Source organism: Micromonospora sp. R77 (assembly GCF_022747945.1).
In the GTDB taxonomy this organism is placed as follows: Bacteria; Actinomycetota; Actinomycetes; order Mycobacteriales; family Micromonosporaceae; genus Micromonospora.
Map to the genome: position 1 here is coordinate 2,413,199 of NZ_JALDST010000001.1, position 18,464 is coordinate 2,431,662.

Genomic DNA, 18,464 nt, shown 5'->3' on the forward strand with positions numbered 1-18,464 from the left:
CGAATCGGCTCGTTCCTCACGCCGCCACCTCCCGATGGATCCCGGCCAGCACGTCCAGCAGCGACTCGGCGTCCACCGGCCGCAGCCGGCCCGCCGCGATGGCCCGGTCCGCCGTCCGTCGGGCCAACGCCAGGTAGGGGGCCACCGATTCCGGCGCGGTCGCCGCCAGCCGGTCCAGGTGCCGGCGTACGGTGCCCGCGTCGCCCCGGGACACCGGGCCGGTCAGCGCGTCGTCGCCCAGCCGCAGCGCGTTCTCCAGCGCCGCCCGCAGCAGCGGGGCGAGCACCTTCTCCGGCCGGTCCACCCCGGCGTCGCGCAGCCGGTCGGCCGCCTCGTTGACCAGGGTGACCAGGTGGTTCGCCCCGTGCGCCAGGGCCGCGTGATAGAGCGCCCGGTCCGCCTCGCCGACCCACTCCGGCACCCCGCCCAGGTCCGCCACCAGCCGGGCGGCGAACGGGCGCAGCTCCGCCGGGGCGGTCACCCCGTAGGAGATGCCGGGCAGGTGGGTCAGGTCGTCCGGCGTACCGGTGAAGGTCATCGCCGGGTGCAGGGCCAACGGGTGGGCGCCCACCGCGGCGGCCGGGGCGAGAACGGTCAGGCCGTGCGCGCCGGAGGTGTGCGCGACCACCTGTCCCGGGCGCAGCGCCCCGGTCTCGGCCAGCCCGGCCACCACGCCGGCCAGGGCGTCGTCCGGCACCGCCACGATCAGCAGGTCGGTGGCGGCGCGGGCGACCGAGGTCGCGGAGCGGTTCCGGGTGCCGGGGAGCAGCAGCGCGATCCGGGCCTTCGCGGCCCCCGAGACGCCGGCGGCGGCGACCACCCGGTGGCCGGCGGCGGACAGCGCCGCGCCGAGCACGGCACCGACCCGGCCGGCGCCGATGACGCCGACGGTCAGGGTACGGGGGAAGACGAGCGGGGCGCCGGCGATGGCGCCACCCGACGGCGCGGCAGGCCCCTGCGGGGCGGCCGGGCGCGGGCGCAGCGGTGCGCTCATGGCAGTCGATCCAGTCCTCGTGCGGGGGTACCGGTCGATGGCAAGTATGCGCCGGGGTTACGGAACGAAAACAAGGATGTGTGAAAACCTTCACCGGGCGCGTGGAGGCCGGAATTCCGGGCCTCGTCCGACCTGCCCGGACGGCGCTCCGGCTACCTTGCGACAGTCACCCGGGACGGTGGCCGTACGGTCGGTCGGTGACGTTCCCCGAGCAGCGAGTGCCGTGGCGGGTGGCGATGGAGCGGGCGCTCTACGGGCCCGACGGCTTCTTCGTCTCCGGGGCCGGGCCGGCCGCCCACTTCCGTACCAGCGTGCACGCCTCCCCGGTCTTCGCCGCTGCCCTGTTCCGTCTCCTCTCCCGGGTCGACGCGGCCCTCGACCATCCGGCACGGCTGGACGTCGTGGACGTGGGCGCCGGTCGGGGCGAACTGCTGCGTGCGCTCCTGGCCGCAGCCGGCTCCCCTGCCAGGTCCGGTGGCGGGTCCGCGGTGGGGGTTTCCGGGGAGCCCACCCGCTCCGGGCGGTCAGGCTTGATCCCTGCGCGGGCGGGCTCCCCGGAAACCCCGACCAGCACGGCCGCCGCCCGCCCCTCGCCGGCCGCCCCGGCCCCGCTCGCCGATCGGGTACGCCTCACCGCCGTCGAACGGGCCCCCCGTCCCCCGGACCTCCCGTCGGAGATCGACTGGGTGCCCGACATCCCCGCCGGGATCACCGGCCTGCTCCTGGCCACCGAGTGGCTGGACAACGTCCCCCTCGACCTGGCCCGGCACACTCCGGAAGGCTGGCGCTACCTGCTGGTCGACCCGGCGACCGGCGCGGAGTCCGTTGGTGCCCTCGTCAACCCGGAGGACGCCGACTGGCTGACCCGCTGGTGGCCGGCGGTCGACGAGGCGCGGGGGGAGATCGGGCGGAGCCGGGACGAGGCGTGGGCCGGGGCGATCGGCCGGATCGAGCGCGGACTGGCGCTGACCGTGGACTACGGGCACCTGCGGGATGGCCGGCCGATCGACGGGACGTTGACCGGATATCGCGGTGGGCGGCAGGTGCCGCCCGTACCCGACGGATCCTGTGACGTCACCGTGCACCTCGCCGTGGACTCGGTCGCCGCCGCCGGGGAGCGGGTGGCGGGGTGTGCGTACTCGCTGGTCACGCAGCGGGAGGCGCTGCTCGCGCTGGGGGCCGACGGCGGGCGACCACCGATCAGCCTGGCCGGCACCGACCCGGCCGGGTACGTGCGGGCGCTGGCCGCCGCCTCGACGGTGGCCGAACTGACCGACCCGGCCGGGCTCGGCGGACACTGGTGGCTCCGGCAACCGGTCGGCATCGACCTCGACGCGCTCATGGCACGATGACGGGCATGACCACGGATGCCGGCGACCTCCGCGAACTGACCGTCGGCACCGGCGCGGGCGGCGAGCAGCTCGGCACCGACATGGTGCTCAACATCGGCCCCCAGCACCCCTCCACGCACGGTGTGCTGCGGCTCAAGCTGGTCCTCGACGGCGAACGCGTGGTCGCCGCCGAGCCGATCGTCGGCTACATGCACCGGGGCGCGGAGAAACTCTTCGAGGTACGCGACTACCGGCAGATCATCGTGCTGGCCAACCGGCACGACTGGCTGTCGGCCTTCTCCAACGAGCTGGGCGTGGTGCTCGCCGTCGAGCGGCTGATGGGCATGGAGGTGCCCGAGCGGGCCACCTGGCTGCGGATGGCGCTCGCCGAGCTGAACCGGGTGCTCAACCACCTGATGTTCCTCGGGTCGTACCCGCTGGAGATCGGCGCGATCACCCCGGTCTTCTACGCGTTCCGGGAGCGGGAGACCATCCAGGCGGTGATGGAGGAGGTCTCCGGGGGCCGGATCCACTACATGTTCAACCGGGTCGGCGGGCTCAAGGAGGAGGTGCCGGCCGGCTGGACCGGGCGGGCCCGCGCCGCCATCGGCGAGGTACGCCGCCGGCTCCCCGACCTCGACCACCTCATCCGGCGCAACGAGATCTTCCTGGCCCGTACCGTCGGGGTGGGGGTGCTGTCCGCCGCCGAGGCCGCCGCGTTCGGCGCGTCCGGGCCGGTCGCCCGGGCCTCCGGCCTCGACCTGGACCTGCGCCGCGACGAGCCCTACCTGGCGTACGACCAGCTCGACGTGCCCGTGGTCACCAAGACCGCCGGGGACTGCCACGCCCGCTTCGAGGTGCTGCTCGACCAGGTGTACGTCTCCCTCGACCTCGCCGAGCAGTGCCTGGACCGGGTCGACCGGCTCACCGGGCCGGTGAACACCCGGCTGCCGAAGGTGGTCAAGGCGCCCGAGGGGCACACCTACGCCTGGACCGAGAACCCGCTCGGGATCAACGGCTACTACCTGGTGTCCCGGGGCGAGAAGACCCCGTGGCGGCTCAAGCTGCGCACCGCCTCGTACGCGAACGTGCAGGCGCTGGCCACCCTGCTGCCCGGGTGCCTGGTGCCGGACCTGATCGCCATCCTCGGCTCGATGTTCTTCGTGGTCGGCGACATCGACAAGTAGGCCGGCCGGTCAGCGCCGGCGGCCACCGGCCCGGGGGACGTCGTCGCGGGGCGGATAGCCGTACCGCTCGCCGTCGCCGCGCGGCTGGTCGTAGCGGACCGGTTCCGGCTCGGCCGTCCGCCACAGCGGCTCCGCGCTCCGCTGCCGCGGCGGGCGCCACTCGTCGGGCACCGGTACGCCGCCGACCGGGAGGGCCGGCCGGTTCTCCTCCGCCCAGCCGCCGCCCCAGCCGGCGTCGTCGTCCGGTTCGCGGCGGGGTTCGGCCCGGCGTACGGAGGCCCACCGGTCCTCCACCCGGTACTCGGTGCCGCCGCCGTCGGCGTGCACGGCGGCCCGCCGCTCACCGACCCGTACCTCGCGGCCGTGCTCGTCCTGGCGCACCGAGGCCCACCGGTCCCCGGCGCGCAGCTGCGACCAGTACTCCCCGTCCTGGTCGCCGACGGCCGGGGCGGACGGTTCGGGGGCGTCCCAGGACCGGCCGTCGGTCGGACCCCAGGCCTGCCCCGTCGAGCCCTGCCCCGCCCAGCTCGGCTCGTCGTCGGCGGACGTGGACCACCGGTCGTCCCGAGGAGCCGCGGCGGCGGACGCCCAGGGCCGGCCGTCGTCGTGGCCGGCCCGGTCGTCGACCGGGGTCGCCCAGGACCTGTCCCGGGCGGCACCGGGACCCGGGCGGCCCGCCCCTCGGCCCGCTCGTCGCGCTGCCCCGACCAGGACCGCTCCTCCGGCGCGGCCGCCGACCAGGAGCGGTCGGGCTGCGCGGCGCGGGACCGGTCGTCGGCCGACCAGCCCCGGTCGTCGCCGTAACCGGAGCGGGGGCGCTCGTCGGGCTCGGCGGCACCCCGGGACCGCTCCTCGGGGCCGGGGACCAGCGGCCGTAGCGGTTGCCGGCGGCCGGATCGGCACCGTCCACGATGGTGTGCCGGGTGGTCACGTGCACGGTCTCGGTGTGGTGCACCACCCCGACCGGGCGGGGCCGGGCTCCGGCCGGCCGTCCTGCTCGGCGGCCCGTGCGGCCCCGTAGCCGCCGGAGGGGGCGGTGCCGTAGACGCCGGCCTGGCCGCCGTAGCCGCCGGACGGAGCGCCGTGGACGCCGGACTGGGCGGCGTACCCGCTGGACTGGGCGGTGCCGTGGACGCCGGACCGGGCGGCGGCGGGCTGGGCGGCCACGCCGGGGTGCCCGGCTGGGCGGTGCCGTAGCGGCCGACGGGCCGGGGGCGGCGGGCCGCCTCGTCCTCGTCGTGGCGCTCGGCCGCCGGCTCGCTCCACGCCGACTCGTCCGGCGCGGCGTAGCGGCCCCGGGGAGCCGGGTCGTCGTACCCCTCTCCAGCCGGCACCCGGGCACGCCCGCCGACCGCCTCGTCAGCCGGCGCAGCGGTGACACCCGCGGCGGCGGCGATGCCCGCGGCCATCGCGTCGAGCCGGCGGCGCATCGCGGTGACCGAGTCCTCGGCCCGCTGCGCCTGGTCCATGGCCTGGTTGCCGCGCTGGGCGGCGGCCACGATCTCGGCCCGCAGCTCCCGGCGCAGCTGCTCGATCTCGTCGCCCAACTCGACGGCGGGAGCGCCGCCCTCGGCCCGCAACGCGATGGAGAGGCCGATCAGGACGACGGCCAGGATGGCGAGCACGGCACCGAACCGCAGCGGACCGTTGCCGTCGGCCACCAGCAGGATCAGCGCGGCCAGGGGCGCGAGCCCCACCCCGATCCAGAACAGGACGGTCAGCAGGGCGGGAGTGCGCTTCTCGGCGAGAGCAACCGGGGCGGGCATGGCTGTGCACAGTACCGAGAGTTCCGGCCCCGGGGAACGGGCCGAAAGCACCGATGTGCCCCGGTGAGAAGGGAAATCCGGCCGCCGCCGGACCCTCAGTGGGCCCGGCGGCGGCCGGAATCGGTCAGCTGGCGGCGAGCGCCGCGTCGGAGGAGAAGACCAGACCGACGCTGGCGCTGCCGGTCTTCAGGGCGTTCTTGGTCTGCGGCCCACCGGCGTCCAGCGAGCTGAACGAGCCGGCCTTGAAGTCGTAGACCTGGACCAGGCCGGCCTGGCACTTCGGCCGCTGCGGGCACTCCGGCGGGCCGGCCAGCACGGTGGCCTGGCCGGAGCACTTGGCCGCCAGGTCGGAGAGGCTGGTCACGCCGTACTTGTCGGCGAAGGCCTTGGTCACCGCGAAGGCGTTCTGGTCCTGCGCGGCGGCCGGCTTGCCGAAGCTGATGCCGGCCTTGTCACCCGCGGCCTTGAGCGCGGCCACCGTCTTGTCCAGCTCCGGCGAGGAGACCGGCTGGGCGTCCTTGCCGTTGGCCTTGGTGTTCAGGAACTCGGCCATGGTGGCCGCGTACTCCGGGACGACCTGGATCTCGCCCTTCTCCAGGGCCGGCTCGTAGAGCTCCCGGTTTCCGACGGTCTGCACCTTGACCTGGTAGCCGGCCGAGGTGAGCGTGATCTTGTAGAGCTCGGCGAGGAGCTGGCTCTCGCTGAAGTTGCCGGCGCCGACCACGATCGACCCGCCCGGACCCTTCTCCACCCCCGAGGTGAGCCCGTTGGCGTCCGCGAACTCCTTCGCCGCCACCTGCGGGGTCTTCCGGTCCACGTCGACGGCCTTGTTCAGCCCGATCAGCTTCGGCGTGTCCAGCGCCGCGGAGACCTTGTCCAGCGCGGCCAGGAGCTGCGGGTTGGCCGCCTTGGCGTTGACCGCCGGGATGATGTTGTCGGTGTTCTGGAGCTTCTTGTCGTCGTTGAGGACCATTAGCTGGTCACCCGCGACCGGGGCGCACCCCGCCCCGGAGGCACCCTTGTCCGGCGCGTCGGTGCCCGAGGAACCGGCGTCGCCGCAGCCGGTGAGGAGCCCGGCCGCGGTCAGGGCCCCCATCGCGCCGATCGCCAGCCGTGTACGTGCGCGCATCCTGCCCGCCTTCCGTGTCCCGGCGCGACCCACCGGGTCGGCCGCGTGTCCGACGGGCGATCCGTATCGGTCGCCCGCGATCTCCACCCAACATCGTCACCGGCGGCACCGACAACCCGAGGGGATCTTCGTCACCGGATCGTCACCCGCCGTCGGGGCGTACCGGACGGATCAGGTCCCTTCGACCGCATTCGCCGCCCGACGGGCCGCGCGGCGGCGGACCGGGCGCAGCGGGCGCGGGGTGACCGCCCGCTCGACCAGCGCGAGCACCAGCTCCACGGCGATCGCCAGCCCGGCCACCAGCACGCCACCGGCGATGATCTGACCGCCACCGGCGGCGATGTCCAGCCCGAAGCCGGCCCGGATGATCTGACCGAGACCGCCGCCGTTGACGAAGGAGGCCAGCGCCGCCGTGGCCACCACCTGCACCGCGGCGGTACGGAAGCCGGTCGCCAGGTAGGGCACGGCCAGCGGCAGCTCCACCCGGCGCAGCACCTGCCCGCCGGAGAGCCCCATCCCGCGCGCCGCGTCCCGCGCCTCCGGATCCGCCTGCCGCACCCCCGTGTACGCGTTGGCCAGCAGCGGCGGCACCGCGAAGACGGCCAGCGCGACCACCACCGACGGTCGGCCGAAGCCGAGGAAGGTCAACGGCAGGATGGTCAACAGGGCGAGCGTGGGCACCGCCAGGCTGACGTTGGAGACCAGCAGGACCAGGCCGCCGCCCCGACCGCTGTGCCCGAGCCAGAGGCCGAGCGGCCAGGCCACCAGGCAGCCCAGCAGCACCGCGGCGGCCGACATCGACAGGTGCTCGCCGAGCCGGTCCAGGACGCCGCCCGGGTTCGTCCAGTTCAGCGGGTCGTTGAGCCAGAGCACCGCCTGCCCGATCGCACTCATCGTGCCGGCCTTTCGTTCGCGACTGCGGGGCTCCGCTTCGCTGCACTCCTCGCGCTCACCGGTTCCGCCCGCGCAGCCAGGGGGTGAGCAGCCGGCCGACGCCCGCCAGCAGCAGGTCCAGCGCCAGCGCCAGCAGGACGCAGAGCAGCGTGCCGGTCATGATCTGCGCCTTGTAGAAGTTGTTCTGGAAGCCGGCGAAGATGAGCTGGCCGAGACCGCCCCGGCCGACCACCACCCCGACCGTGACCAGCGCCACCGTGGAGACGGTCGCCAGCCGCAGGCCGGTGAGGATGCCGGGCAGCGCGAGCGGCAGCTCGACCCGGAACAGGCGGCCCCAGCGGCCGTACCCCATCCCCTCGGCCGCCTCGCGGACCTCGGGAGGCACCTGGTTCAGCCCGGCCACCGCGTTGCGGACGATCACCAGCAGGGCGTACAGCACCACCACGCTGAGCACGGTGACCACCCCGATGCCCAGATAGGGCGCGAGGAAGGCGAAGAGCGCCAGCGACGGGATCGTGTACAGCACCCCGGTCAGGGCGAGGATCGGCCCGGCCAGCGACCGGAACCAGTACGCCGCCACCGCCAGCGGCAGCGCCACCACCGCCGCGATCAGCACCGCCCGCGCGGTGAGCCAGGCGTGCTCGCGCAGCGCGTCGAGGATCGTGTCAGAGTTGTCCCGCACGTACTGCCAGGAGAACCACGGGTTACCGGGAGCGGCCCGGTAGCTCAGGTGGAAGGACACACGTGGACGTTACCCCGGACACCACCGTCGACGCCGGACACAGCGCGGCGTCGATCACGCTGGACGGCATCCGCAAGCGCTATCCGGACGGCACCGAGGCCGTCCGCGAGCTGAGCCTGGAGGTGAAGGCCGGCGAGCTGGTGGTGCTGATCGGGCCCTCCGGCTGCGGCAAGTCCACCGTGCTCCGCATGATCAACCGGCTGATCGAGCCGACCGCCGGCCGGATCCTGCTCGGCGACGACGACGTCACCGAGGTCGACCCGGTCGAGCTCCGCCGTCGGATCGGTTACGTGATCCAGAACGTCGGTCTCTTCCCGCACCAGACGGTCAGCGCCAACGTGGCCACCGTGCCCGGGCTGCTCGGCTGGTCGCGGGAGCGTACCCGGCAGCGCGTCGACGAGCTGCTGGAACTCGTCGGGCTGGACCCGGCCCAGTTCGGCCGCCGCTACCCGCACGAGCTCTCCGGCGGCCAGCGGCAGCGGGTCGGGGTGGCCCGGGCCCTCGCCGCCGACCCGGTGGTGCTGCTGATGGACGAGCCGTTCTCGGCCGTCGACCCGATCGTCCGGACCCGGCTCCAGGAGGAGTTCCTCCGGCTCCAGGCCGAGGTCCGCAAGACCATCGTGCTGGTCACCCACGACCTGGACGAGGCGGTCCGGCTGGGCGACCGCATCGCGGTGCTCTCCGAGGGCGGCACGCTCGAGCAGTACGACACCCCGGCCGCCCTGCTCGGCGCTCCCGCCTCGGCGTTCGTCCGCGAGTTCGTCGGTGCCGACCGGGGCATCCGCCGGCTGGCGGTGACCCCGCTGACCCGGGACGTCCTCGACCCGTTCCCGGCCGGCGACACCACGGACCTGCCGACGGTGCCGCTGGGCGGCTCGGCGTACGACGCGCTGGCGGTGCTGCTCACCTCGGCCACCGAGCGGGTGGTGGTCACCGAGGACGACCGCCCGGTCGGGGTGCTCGACCGGCAGCGCCTGCTCGCCCTCGGCCACCCCGAGCGCTGACCCGCCGGTCGGGCCGGCCCTGAACGAGCCGGTCCGGCCGGACGGTCAGGCGCGACCGCCGAGGCTGGCCAGGCCGATGACCCAGCCGGCGAAGAAGCCGTAGGTGGCGCCGACGCCGGTGGCCTGGAAGGCGGCGTAGAGCGAGCCGTCCGGCCCGAGGAGGGCGGCCAGCAGCGCGGCGAAGCCGGCGGCCAGCACGTAGGCGGCCCAACCGGAGAAGAACTGACTGGCCGAGCCCTGCACCCGGGCCACCTGCGAGGTGGGCAGCAGATAGAGGAAGGTGACCGCCAGGATCACCAGCAGGATGGCGCGCAGGTCGTGCGCGAACACACCCTGCTGCGGGTCGTCGGTGTGCAGCTTCCAGGCCGGCCAGGCGAGCAGCCGGAGGAAGAAGCCACCGGCGCCGTTCGGGTCGGTGTGGTCCTGCACCCAGCCCACGTACATCGGGCTGCCACAGATCGCGACGAGCAGGAAGGCGGCCAGGGAGCCGGTGCCTGCGGCGGTGCCGTACCCGCTGACGGTCCGGGGGCGGTTGGTGAGGGCCATGGGGCGCTCAGTTCCCGGCCCCCGCCGCCGGGCAAACCTGCGGGTACGCGCCACCGCCGCAGGCCGGCGGGTCGCCATCGCCCTAGTGCTTCAGCAGGTAGTCGATGAAGGCGGCCCGCAGCAGCGGCGCCGACTCCTCGTAACCGTGGCCGGTCAGCTCCCGCCACAGCGCCGACGCCTCGTCGATGGTCGGGCCGACCGAGTTGGGCGCTCCGTCCAGCGCGGCGGCCTCGTCGGCGTTGGGCAGGTGCCGCAGCACCGACCAGAAGAACCTGACGTCACGCCGCTCCCGGGCCAGGTGGAACGCCTGCTCGCGGAGCTCCTCGGTGGAGAGTCGGTCGAGCTCGTCGAAGGTACGGCCGCCGGCGCCGGTGGCAGGAGTCTCGGTCATGCGCCGAGCCTAACCGGCGAGATCACCGGCGGCCCGTCGGACGCGGCGCGACGCCGGTTCACCGGTCGTCGGCGTCCCACCGCTGGGCCCCGGTCTCCCAGCGCGGAGTCGACTCCCACGGGTCGACGGCGCTCTCGGTGGCCTGCACCGGCAGCACCGGGGGCCAGTTCTGTGCCCGGCCGGGCCGGGCCAACGACCAGCCGGCGCTGATGGTGCCGTCGGCGGGCGGGAGGGTCTCGACCTCGCCGGTCGCCGTCCGGGGCCGGCCGAACGCCTCGACCAGGCGGGTGACCAGCAGGCCGAGGGCCAGGGCGACGCCGCCGACCGCCCACCGGCCGGGTGCCCAGCCCCGGGCGTGCGCCCAGGCGAGGAAGACGGTGACCAGGGACACCGCGATCAGCGTGCCGAACATCCCGCCCCGGCGGCCGTACGCGCTGGTGCCCGCGAGCAGCGCGGTGCCCACCGCCAGCACCGTCCAGTCCAGTCCGGCGGTGGGCTCGACCGGCCCGTCGCCGTTGGCCGCGATCAGCACCCCGGCGAGCGCCGCCAGCACGGTCGACACGATCAGCGCCAGCGCGGTCACCACCGCCGCGACCGCGCCCCGACGCCGGGCCGGGTCGGCAACCGGCCGGAACCGGCCGACCAGCCGCCGGATCGCCCGGACGGCACCGAGCAGTCCGCCGAGGACGGCCACCGCCGCGAAGCCGGCGAAGAGGTAGAAGGCCGTGCCGCGGGGTCGTACCCGCCCTGGACCGCGACGGGTGCGGTCCGCCGCCCGATGTACACGACCACGCCGGCCGCCGCCGCCAGGCTCGCCGCCCAGGCGGGCACGTGCAGCAGCACCACCGCCAGGGCGAGGGCGAGGCCGCCGAGCGCGGCGGCCACCAGCGCGGGCAGCAGGGCCGCCCGGACACCCCGGTCGCCCTGCTCGGCGAAGTGCAGCGCGGCGGCCACCGCGACCGGGCCGACCGCCAGGTTCACCGCGGCGACGCGCAGGCTCAGGCCGGCGGCGAGCACCAGCAGACCGAGCGCGACCGCGTCGACCAGCAGGGACCTCAGCCCGTCGGCGCGCAGGGCGGCCGCGTCCACCCGCCAGAGCAGGTACGCCACGGCTCCCAGCCCGGCCAGCAGGAGGATCTCCCAGACCACGTGGACGGCGATCCGGTCCCGGCCGGGCTCACCGTGCAGGGGGTCGTCGAAGACGTTCTCCAGCACCGCCGCGGGCACTCCGGACGACGGTTCCGCCGACCCGGTCCGGCCCGTTTCGTCGTACCCCATGGCGGGTGCCTCCCACGTCGCGGCCGGCAGGGTCCGACGCGGCGGGCGGACCGGCGGCGGCCGTTGCTTCCGGTCGCCAGGGACGGTACCTGCGGGCGCGGGTGGCGGGAACCCCCCCGGCTCAGCGCTGGCCGGGGCGCCGGTCCCGGTCGCCGGGCAGCCGGTCCTCGTCGTCCTCCTGCTCCGGCACCCGGCAGGCCCGCTCCAGCCAGAGCGCGGCGGCGACCAGGGCGAGCGAGGCGAGCAGGCCCGCGCCGGCGGACGGCCGGTCCCCGATCGCGGCGTTGGTGTCCTCCACGAAGAGCCACCCGGTGAGCGCGGCGTACCCGCCGACGAAGATGGCCCCGGCCAGCGCGGAAGCCTTGGCCAGCACGACGAACCGGGCCACCAGCAGCGGGTTGACCGGGTCCCGGCCGGGCCGACGCTCGATCCGGGCGCGCGTGTTGACCGCCGCGTACGCCTCCAGCACCGCGAGCCCGGCCAGCGTGACCACCGGCAGCCAGGGCAGGTTGGGGGTGACGTCGTAGTAGAAGGTGCTGATCAGCAGCCAGGCCAGCGCCGCGGCGGCCAGGGCGGCGACGACCAGCGTGGAGATCCGGGTGGGACCCATCCGGAAGTCGGGGTCGCCCCCGCGCGGGGACTGCGCCTGGCTCATGCCGTCCGGCTCCACAGGGTCATGCGTCCGACTCTAACGCCAGATCGGGCCGGGGACTCAGTTCCAGCGCGTCGGACGCCAGTGGCTCGGCGTTGAGCAGGTCGGTCAGCCAGCCGTGGCCGGGCAGCCGGCCGTGCGGCTCCATGTCGATCCACGGCCGCAGCACGAAGGCCCGCAGGTGGGCCCGGGGGTGCGGCAGGGTCAACTCCGCGTCGTCGCTGAGCACCGGCTCGCCCGCGTCGTCCCAGACCGCGATGACGTCCACGTCGAGCGTGCGCGGCCCGAAGCGGCGTTCCGGGTCGCGGGTCCGGCCGGCCGCCGCCTCGGCGGCGCGGGCCCGGGCCAGCCAGTCCCGCGCGTCCGCCGCCGGGTCCACGACCATGACCGCCGCGTTCAGGTACGCCGGCTGGTCGGCGTCCCCCCACGGTGGAGTCTCGTAGACCCCGGACACCACCTGCACCGCGTCGCCGAGCGCGGCCACCACGCCGCGCAGGTGGGCGAGCCGGTCGCCGAGGTTGCTGCCGATCGACAGCACGGCCCGGGTCATCGGGTACGCCGCATCGTGACGGCCACGTCGGCGAAGGTGTGCGGGATCGGGGCCTCCGGCTTGTGCACGGTGACGGTCGCCGCGCCGACCAGCGGTTCGGCCAGGCAGACCGCGAGCAACCGGTCGGCCAGGGTCTCGATCAGGTTGACCGGTTCGCCGGTGACCACCGCGACCAGCTTCTCGGCCAGTTCGCCGTAGTGGACGGTGTCGGTCACCTCGTCGGAGCGGGCGGCCGGGGCGAGGTCGAGTTCGAGGACGGCGTCGACGACGAACTCCTGCCCCTGGGCGCGCTCGAAGTCGTAGACGCCGTGCCGGCCGTACGCGCGCAGGCCGGTCAGCTCGATCCGGTCGGTCATTCGTCTCCTCTGTTCACGGCTGCCGGGCGGGCGAGGCGGGGGCGGCCGGTGGCGCGCCAGACGGCGAGGGCGTCGGCGGTGCCCTGGACGTCGTGCACGCGTACCCCCCAGGCGCCGGCGGCGACGGCGAGCACGCTGGTGGCGATGGTGGCCGCCTCGCGCCCGGCGGTCGGCCGGGGGGTGCCGTCCGGGCCGGCGAGGAGCCGGCCCAGGTAGGACTTGCGGCTCGCCCCGAACAGCAGCGGGAAGCCGAGGTCGAGCAGCTCCGGCAGGCGGGCGCTGAGTTCCCAGTTGTGCGCGGCGGTCTTGGCGAAGCCCAGCCCCGGGTCGACGATGATCCGGTCGGCGGCGACCCCGGCGGCGAGCGCCTCGTCGACCCGCTGCCCCAGCTCGGCGCGGACGTCGGCGACCACGTCGGTGTAGCTGGCCAGCTCGCGCATGCCCCGCGAGTGACCGCGCCAGTGCATCAGCACCCAGGGGCAGCCGGCGTCGCGGACCACCCGGGCCATGTCCGGGTCGGCGAGACCGCCGGAGACGTCGTTGACCACGTCGGCGCCGGCGGCGAGGGCCGCCTCGGCCACCCGGGCCCGACTGGTGTCGATGCTGACCGGGATGCCGGCCGCGGTCAGCTCCCGGATCACCGGCAGCACCCGGGCCGTCTCGGTCTGCGCGTCGACCCGGTCCGCGCCGGGTCGGGTGGATTCGCCACCGACGTCGATAAGGTCCGCGCCGGCCGCGCGCAGTCGCACTCCGTGTCCGACGGCGGCGTCGAGATCGGCGTATCTCCCGCCGTCGGAGAAGGAGTCGGGCGTGACGTTGAGGACGCCCATCACCACCGGGGCCTGCGCCCGTACCAGATCGGTCACGACTAGACCGTACCGGTCGTGGAGAGGGGTTCCCGCAGCCCGGGGCGGGGCCGTCCGCAGCGCCCCTGACATGCGAATTGGAACAGGTGTACGATCGGTCGTCCGGGCCGGATCGGGTCGAGTCTTCGCGGGTTGTCGCAAAGGGGGCCGGCCCGTACGCTTTGGAATTGCCCAGCAGAGAGACGGCGAAGCCTGGAGGGAGGGCCGAAGCGGGATAAATCCCCCCAAAGCTCACCACCCTCCGTGGTGGGTGACAAACCCAGCGTCGCCGACGCTGAGCACACCGAGCACATCCCGCCAGGCTTGACTACTGCACCACCGCGGCACCGCCGGCCGCGACATGGGGAGGTTTCCAGTGATCGCCATCGAGCTCATGGGGACGGTGACGTCCACCGTCGACCACGCGCTCCACACCCTGGCGTCGACTCCACTCGCCGAGCCGGCTCCCAAGGGCATCGACACCAACGGCATCGTCACCTTCTTCGCCAGCAAGATCGCGCCGATCCTGCTCGCCGTGCTCGGCGTCATCTTCATCGGCCGCGCCAGCCGGGGCGAGATCTCCAAGGTGCTCACCAGTTCGGCCATCGCCATCGTCGGCCTGGCCTTCATCGCCGGCGCCGCCACACTCTTCTTCGTCGGTGACTACCTGATCGACCTGATCTTCCAATAGGACCGGGCGACAATGCGGCTGCGCACCGACGACGACATCTACCGGGCCCGCCTGGTCTACCTCGGGCCGCCCGGCTACACCCTTCCCGTCCACCTGCCGTACGCCCAGTACGGCCTGTTCATGCTGCTCGTACCCCTCTACATGTTCATCCACTGGTTGTTCACGTTGCAGGTGGAACTCTTCCCCGCCTGGGAGATCGCCCTCGCCATCGTGACCACCTCGTTCATCTTCCGGCACGTCGACCCGGACCGGCCGGCGCGGATGGTCATCCGTACCGCGCTGACCGACTGGCGACGCACCCGGGAGCCGGCCGCCGAGCTGCGCGACCCGCGCCTGCGGGCGAGCCGGATCAGGATCCGGGAGGAACTGGCATGACCGGGCGTACACACGGGCAGTCGAACCACGCGGGTGAGGCGGTCGCATGAATCGCTCGTCCACGCCGGGTTCCCCGGCAGGCCGTCAGGTCGGCCCGCACGGTAACCGAGCGCGATCGTTCGACTACCCGACGGATGAGGAGCTGGACGAGGTCGAACTCGACCCCGCCCTGCTGAGCGCCCCTGGGCACGGCCGCGTCGGTGTCTTCCAGCCGCCCCGGCCGACCGCGCAGCGCGCCGCGTCGGCCGGCGAGCAGCCCGTGCTCCCCGACGGTGGTGACATCGACTCGCCCTTCCTCGACCTCTTCGGCGGGGCGCAGCCCGGTGCCCGCCGCCCGGCGTCACTGCCGGCGGGACGGCCCGCGGCGCTGCCGGCCATCGAGCCGGTGGTGGCACCGCCGCGACGCGGAGTGGGCCGCGAGGCACTGCCGATCCCGCACCAGCACGCGGCGCCCACCGGCCCGGCCGGCGCACCCCCGTCGAGCGCCGACCCGCCCGGACCCCGGACGGCCCGCAGCAGCCGCCGGCACCCCGGCACGCCACCGAGCAGGACCGGCCGGCGGTCCGGCAGGCACCGGAACCGGACCGGTCGGCGACGCGGCACGCACCGGAATCGGACCGGCCTGCGGTGCGACACGCACCGGAACCGGACCGGCCGGTGGCCCGGTCCCGCGCGCACACCGACCTCGACGCACCGGCGGGCCGGCCCCTGGAGGTCGACGTGGACCGGCTGGCGGGCCGGTCCCGCGAGGCCGAACTCGACCCACCCGGCCGACCGCACCGGCTGCCGGACCTTCCGCCGCCGCCCGCTCTCCAGCGTCCGGGCGCGGCGGCCGACCGGGTCGGTGGCGTCGAACCGCGCGCACCGGCCGGCGGCCCGGACCCGGGTGCCGCACCAGGCCGGGGACCGGCTCCCCGCGCTCCGACCGACCGTCGACCCCGACCTGACCGAACCGGAGCCGGAGCTCCCGGCCGGGCCGCCGGCTCTGGACGGTGCGCCGGCCACCGGAGTCGGCCACGACATGGCCGCGCCGCCCGCCCGCGAGCTCACCGGGCCGCCGGCCCGCGACGTCGCCGCTCCGCCGGGCCGCGAGGTGGCCCCACCTCGGCAGCGGTCGGCCGCCGAGCGCCGCGACCGACCCGTCAAGCCGACCCGGGTACGCCCCCCGAAGATCAAGTTCGGTGACCGCGATCCCGCCATCGACCTGGCCGTCACCGAGATCGCGGGCCACCTCACCTTCACCCCCAACACGGTCACCGCCTGGTACTGGCTGCCCGAGGTGCGGTGGGCGTTCCGGCCCGACGCGGAGCGGGAGGCGCTGCTCTCTGCCATCTCCGAGCAGTACGCCGGCCTCGCCGGCTTCCGACTGCACCTGCGCCGCACCACCCGGCCGTTCCCCGCCGACGAGTGGGCCCGCACCATCGACGCGCACACCGCGTCGCCGCTGCCCGACGTCCCCGGCACCCAGGGCTGGGCCGACCACCTGGTCGCCGCCCAGCGGCACCTGATGGCGGTCAACCACGCCGAGGGGCAGACCTACCTCGGTGTCACCTTCGCCCGGCGCTCGCTCGGCGACTCGCTCACCGAGCGGCTGCTGCGCACCTTCGGCCGGGGCACCGCCGACGCCGAACGACGCAAGCTCGGCCGCACCGTCGAACAGTTCGACGAGGTGCTCGGCGCGTTCGGCATGCGTGGCCGTCGGGTCACCTCGCAGGAACTGGAGTGGCTGCTCTACCGCTCGGTAGCGCTCTGCATGGCACCGCCCAGCTCGCTCTCCCCGGTGACGAACGGCCACTGGGAGCGGGGTGACCTGCTCGCCCTCACCGAGCAGGTCGAGCGCTACCGCACCCCGTACGGCTCCACCGTCAAGCTGGTCAACCGGATGACCGGCGAGGAACGGCACGTCGCCGTGCTGGCCGTCGGCCGGATGGAGCCGTTGGAGATCCCCGAGCGGCACGAGCCGTGGCTGCACTTCCACGAGCGGCTGCCGTGGCCGATGGAGATCTCCACCCGGGTCGACATCCTCGGCCCGAACGACTCCTTCCGTAACCTCGAACACCGGCTGCGGATGATCCGCTCCCAGCAGCTCGACTACGCCGAGCACGGCATCGACGCGCCGCCCGAGCTGGAACGGCTCGCCAAGCGGGCGCTGGTGATCGGCGACGAGATGACCACCGGCCTGCCGGTGGACTCGGCGCGCGCCCACGGCTGGCACCGGATCGCCGTCGGCGGCCGGACCCGCGAGGAGTGCCTGGAACGGGCCCGACGGCTCATCCAGCTCTACTCACGCGAGCTGCGGATCTCGCTGCAGCACCCGAAGAACCAGGACTGGCTGGCCCGCGAGTTCATCCCCGGCGAGCCGATCGCCAACACCGGGTACGTCCGCCGGATGCCGGTCAACCTGCTCGCCGCCGCACTGCCGCAGGCCGCCTCCACCGTCGGCGACCGGCGCGGCGACCTGATCGGGCGGACCGCCGGCACCTGCCGCCGGCCGGTCTTCCTGGACCTGCACTTCCCGATGGAGGTGCGGGAACGCTCCGGCCTGGCGGTCTTCGTCGCCGAGCCGGGCGGTGGCAAGTCGACCCTGCTCGGCGCGCTCGGCTACCTCGCCGCCCGGCGCGGGGTCCAGGTCACCCTGCTGGACCCGTCCGGCCCGCTGGCCCGGCTCTGCGCCATGCCGGAGCTGCGGCCGTACGCGCGGGTGCTCAACCTGACCGGTTCCGAGCAGGGCACCCTGGCGCCGTACTCGCTGATCCCGACACCGCTGCGCAGCGAGTTCGGAGTGGGCGCGGCCGGCGACCGGGAGTTCGAGATCGCCGTCTCCAACGCCCGCGCCGAGCGCCGGATGCTGGTGCAGGACATCTGCATGATGCTGGTGCCGCCGCAGGTCGCGCGCGAGTCGAGCACCGCCACCCTGTTCCGGCACGCCGTACGCCAGGTGCCGGCGGAGGAGACCTCCACCCTGGACGACGTGGTCGCCTGCCTGCAAGGGCTGGACGACGACGCCGGCCGGGAACTGGCCAACCTGCTGCTGGACACCGCCGAGATGCCGCTGGCGATGCTCTTCTTCGGCCGGCCGCCTGAAGGGCTGCTCGGCGCCGACGCGGCGCTCACCGTGATCACCATGGCCGGGCTGCGGCTGCCCGACCTCAAGATCGAGCGGGAGTACTGGTCCGCCGAGGAGGCGCTCGCCCTGCCGATGCTGCACACCGCGCACCGCCTCGCGGTCCGGCGCTGCTACGGCGGGTCGATGGCGTCCCGCAAGCTGGTCGGCCTGGACGAGGCGCACTTCATGGAGGGCTGGCGGTCCGGCCGGTCGTTCCTGGTCCGGCTCGCCCGCGACTCCCGCAAGTGGAACCTAGCCGCGCTGGTCGCCTCGCAGAACCCGAAGGACATCCTCGGCCTCGACGTGCAGAACCTGGTCTCCACCGTCTTCGTCGGCCGGATCGCCGAGGACTCCGAGATCGCCTCCGAGGCGCTCCGGCTGCTCCGGGTCCCGGTCAACGACGGCTACGAGGCGACCCTCGCCTCGCTCTCCCAGGCGGACGCCGGCTCGGCCGCCCGCCTCGGCTTCCGCGAGTTCGTCATGCGGGACGTCGACGGCCGGGTGCAGAAGGTCCGGGTCGACGTGTCGTACGTCGACGGACTGCTGGAACACCTCGACACCACTCCCGCCGCGGTCGCCCAGGCCGCTGCGCTGCTGCCGACCATCCTGCCTGACCTGGAGGCGTGA

General features: G+C 74.6%; 18 protein-coding genes and 1 pseudogene. 6 read left to right on the forward strand and 13 right to left on the reverse strand.

The features are described 5' to 3' along the window. Positions 1-16: 16 nt before the first annotated feature. Positions 17-994 carry a Rossmann-like and DUF2520 domain-containing protein gene (locus tag MRQ36_RS11175; RefSeq protein WP_242794797.1) on the reverse strand — a complete coding sequence of 326 codons (978 nt, stop codon included), beginning with the start codon at positions 992-994 and terminating at the stop codon, positions 17-19. Positions 995-1,230: 236 nt separating this feature from the next. Between MRQ36_RS11175 and MRQ36_RS11180 the strand changes: the two genes are divergently transcribed. Both MRQ36_RS11180 and MRQ36_RS11185 read left to right on the forward strand, forming a co-directional pair. After that, positions 1,231-2,346 carry an SAM-dependent methyltransferase gene (locus MRQ36_RS11180; protein ID WP_242801019.1) on the forward strand — a complete coding sequence of 372 codons (1,116 nt, stop codon included), beginning with the start codon at positions 1,231-1,233 and terminating at the stop codon, positions 2,344-2,346. Continuing rightward, the gene (locus tag MRQ36_RS11185) at positions 2,343-3,512 is read left to right on the forward strand and encodes an NADH-quinone oxidoreductase subunit D (RefSeq protein ID WP_242794798.1); all 1,170 of its coding nucleotides are present in this window, start codon (positions 2,343-2,345) and stop codon (positions 3,510-3,512) included. The genes MRQ36_RS11180 and MRQ36_RS11185 overlap by 4 nt, the downstream gene beginning before the upstream one ends. Before the next feature lie 9 nt (positions 3,513-3,521). Here the strand turns inward: MRQ36_RS11185 and MRQ36_RS11190 are convergent, their stop codons facing one another. The 5 genes from MRQ36_RS11190 to MRQ36_RS11210 form a co-directional block, all read right to left on the reverse strand. Next, positions 3,522-3,893, reverse strand: a complete 372-nt coding sequence (locus MRQ36_RS11190) for a hypothetical protein (protein ID WP_242794799.1) — start codon at positions 3,891-3,893, stop codon at positions 3,522-3,524. A gap of 546 nt (positions 3,894-4,439) precedes the next feature. Beyond that, a complete protein-coding gene (locus MRQ36_RS11195; protein WP_242794800.1) occupies positions 4,440-4,679 on the reverse strand; it encodes a hypothetical protein in 240 nt (79 codons plus the stop codon). 723 nt (positions 4,680-5,402) lie between these two features. Continuing rightward, positions 5,403-6,407: a glycine betaine ABC transporter substrate-binding protein gene (locus tag MRQ36_RS11200; RefSeq protein WP_242794801.1), complete on the reverse strand. Its 1,005-nt coding sequence runs from the start codon at positions 6,405-6,407 to the stop codon at positions 5,403-5,405. Between the two features lie 171 nt (positions 6,408-6,578). Continuing rightward, positions 6,579-7,301: an ABC transporter permease gene (locus MRQ36_RS11205; RefSeq protein ID WP_242794802.1), complete on the reverse strand. Its 723-nt coding sequence runs from the start codon at positions 7,299-7,301 to the stop codon at positions 6,579-6,581. A gap of 55 nt (positions 7,302-7,356) precedes the next feature. After that, entirely contained in the window at positions 7,357-8,043 is a 687-nt protein-coding gene (locus MRQ36_RS11210; RefSeq protein WP_242794803.1) for an ABC transporter permease, read from the reverse strand. Positions 8,044-8,045: 2 nt separating this feature from the next. On the opposite strand from MRQ36_RS11210, the gene MRQ36_RS11215 reads away from it, so the two are divergent. Further along, positions 8,046-9,047: an ABC transporter ATP-binding protein gene (locus MRQ36_RS11215; protein WP_242794804.1), complete on the forward strand. Its 1,002-nt coding sequence runs from the start codon at positions 8,046-8,048 to the stop codon at positions 9,045-9,047. 45 nt (positions 9,048-9,092) lie between these two features. Here MRQ36_RS11215 and MRQ36_RS11220 read toward each other — a convergent pair whose 3' ends face one another. The 7 genes and pseudogenes from MRQ36_RS11220 to folP form a co-directional block, all read right to left on the reverse strand. Then, positions 9,093-9,593, reverse strand: coding sequence for a hypothetical protein (locus MRQ36_RS11220; protein WP_242794805.1), 501 nt, complete (start codon positions 9,591-9,593; stop codon positions 9,093-9,095). Between the two features lie 82 nt (positions 9,594-9,675). Then, positions 9,676-9,984: a hypothetical protein gene (locus MRQ36_RS11225; protein WP_242794806.1), complete on the reverse strand. Its 309-nt coding sequence runs from the start codon at positions 9,982-9,984 to the stop codon at positions 9,676-9,678. A 58-nt stretch (positions 9,985-10,042) separates the two neighbouring features. Continuing rightward, a pseudogene (locus MRQ36_RS11230) lies at positions 10,043-11,262 on the reverse strand (ABC transporter permease). 121 nt (positions 11,263-11,383) lie between these two features. Further along, complete coding sequence (locus tag MRQ36_RS11235; RefSeq protein WP_374251112.1) at positions 11,384-11,872, reverse strand: DUF3180 domain-containing protein; 489 nt, start codon at positions 11,870-11,872, stop codon at positions 11,384-11,386. A gap of 64 nt (positions 11,873-11,936) precedes the next feature. Next, the gene (gene folK / locus MRQ36_RS11240; RefSeq protein WP_242794808.1) at positions 11,937-12,464 is read right to left on the reverse strand and encodes a 2-amino-4-hydroxy-6-hydroxymethyldihydropteridine diphosphokinase; all 528 of its coding nucleotides are present in this window, start codon (positions 12,462-12,464) and stop codon (positions 11,937-11,939) included. Further along, positions 12,461-12,820, reverse strand: coding sequence for a dihydroneopterin aldolase (gene folB / locus MRQ36_RS11245; RefSeq protein ID WP_242794809.1), 360 nt, complete (start codon positions 12,818-12,820; stop codon positions 12,461-12,463). Before folB ends, folK begins: the two co-directional genes overlap by 4 nt. Continuing rightward, positions 12,817-13,686 carry a dihydropteroate synthase gene (gene folP / locus MRQ36_RS11250; protein ID WP_242794810.1) on the reverse strand — a complete coding sequence of 290 codons (870 nt, stop codon included), beginning with the start codon at positions 13,684-13,686 and terminating at the stop codon, positions 12,817-12,819. The genes folB and folP overlap by 4 nt, the downstream gene beginning before the upstream one ends. Positions 13,687-14,041: 355 nt before the next feature. Here folP and MRQ36_RS11255 point away from each other — a divergent pair, with 355 nt between their 5' ends. Genes MRQ36_RS11255 through MRQ36_RS11265 form a run of 3 tightly spaced genes read left to right on the forward strand, consistent with a single transcriptional unit; the run spans position 14,042 to position 18,464 of the window. After that, complete coding sequence (locus tag MRQ36_RS11255) at positions 14,042-14,356, forward strand: hypothetical protein (protein ID WP_242794811.1); 315 nt, start codon at positions 14,042-14,044, stop codon at positions 14,354-14,356. Between the two features lie 12 nt (positions 14,357-14,368). After that, a complete protein-coding gene (locus tag MRQ36_RS11260) occupies positions 14,369-14,731 on the forward strand; it encodes a hypothetical protein (protein WP_242794812.1) in 363 nt (120 codons plus the stop codon). A gap of 46 nt (positions 14,732-14,777) precedes the next feature. Continuing rightward, complete coding sequence (locus MRQ36_RS11265) at positions 14,778-18,464, forward strand: ATP-binding protein (protein ID WP_242794813.1); 3,687 nt, start codon at positions 14,778-14,780, stop codon at positions 18,462-18,464.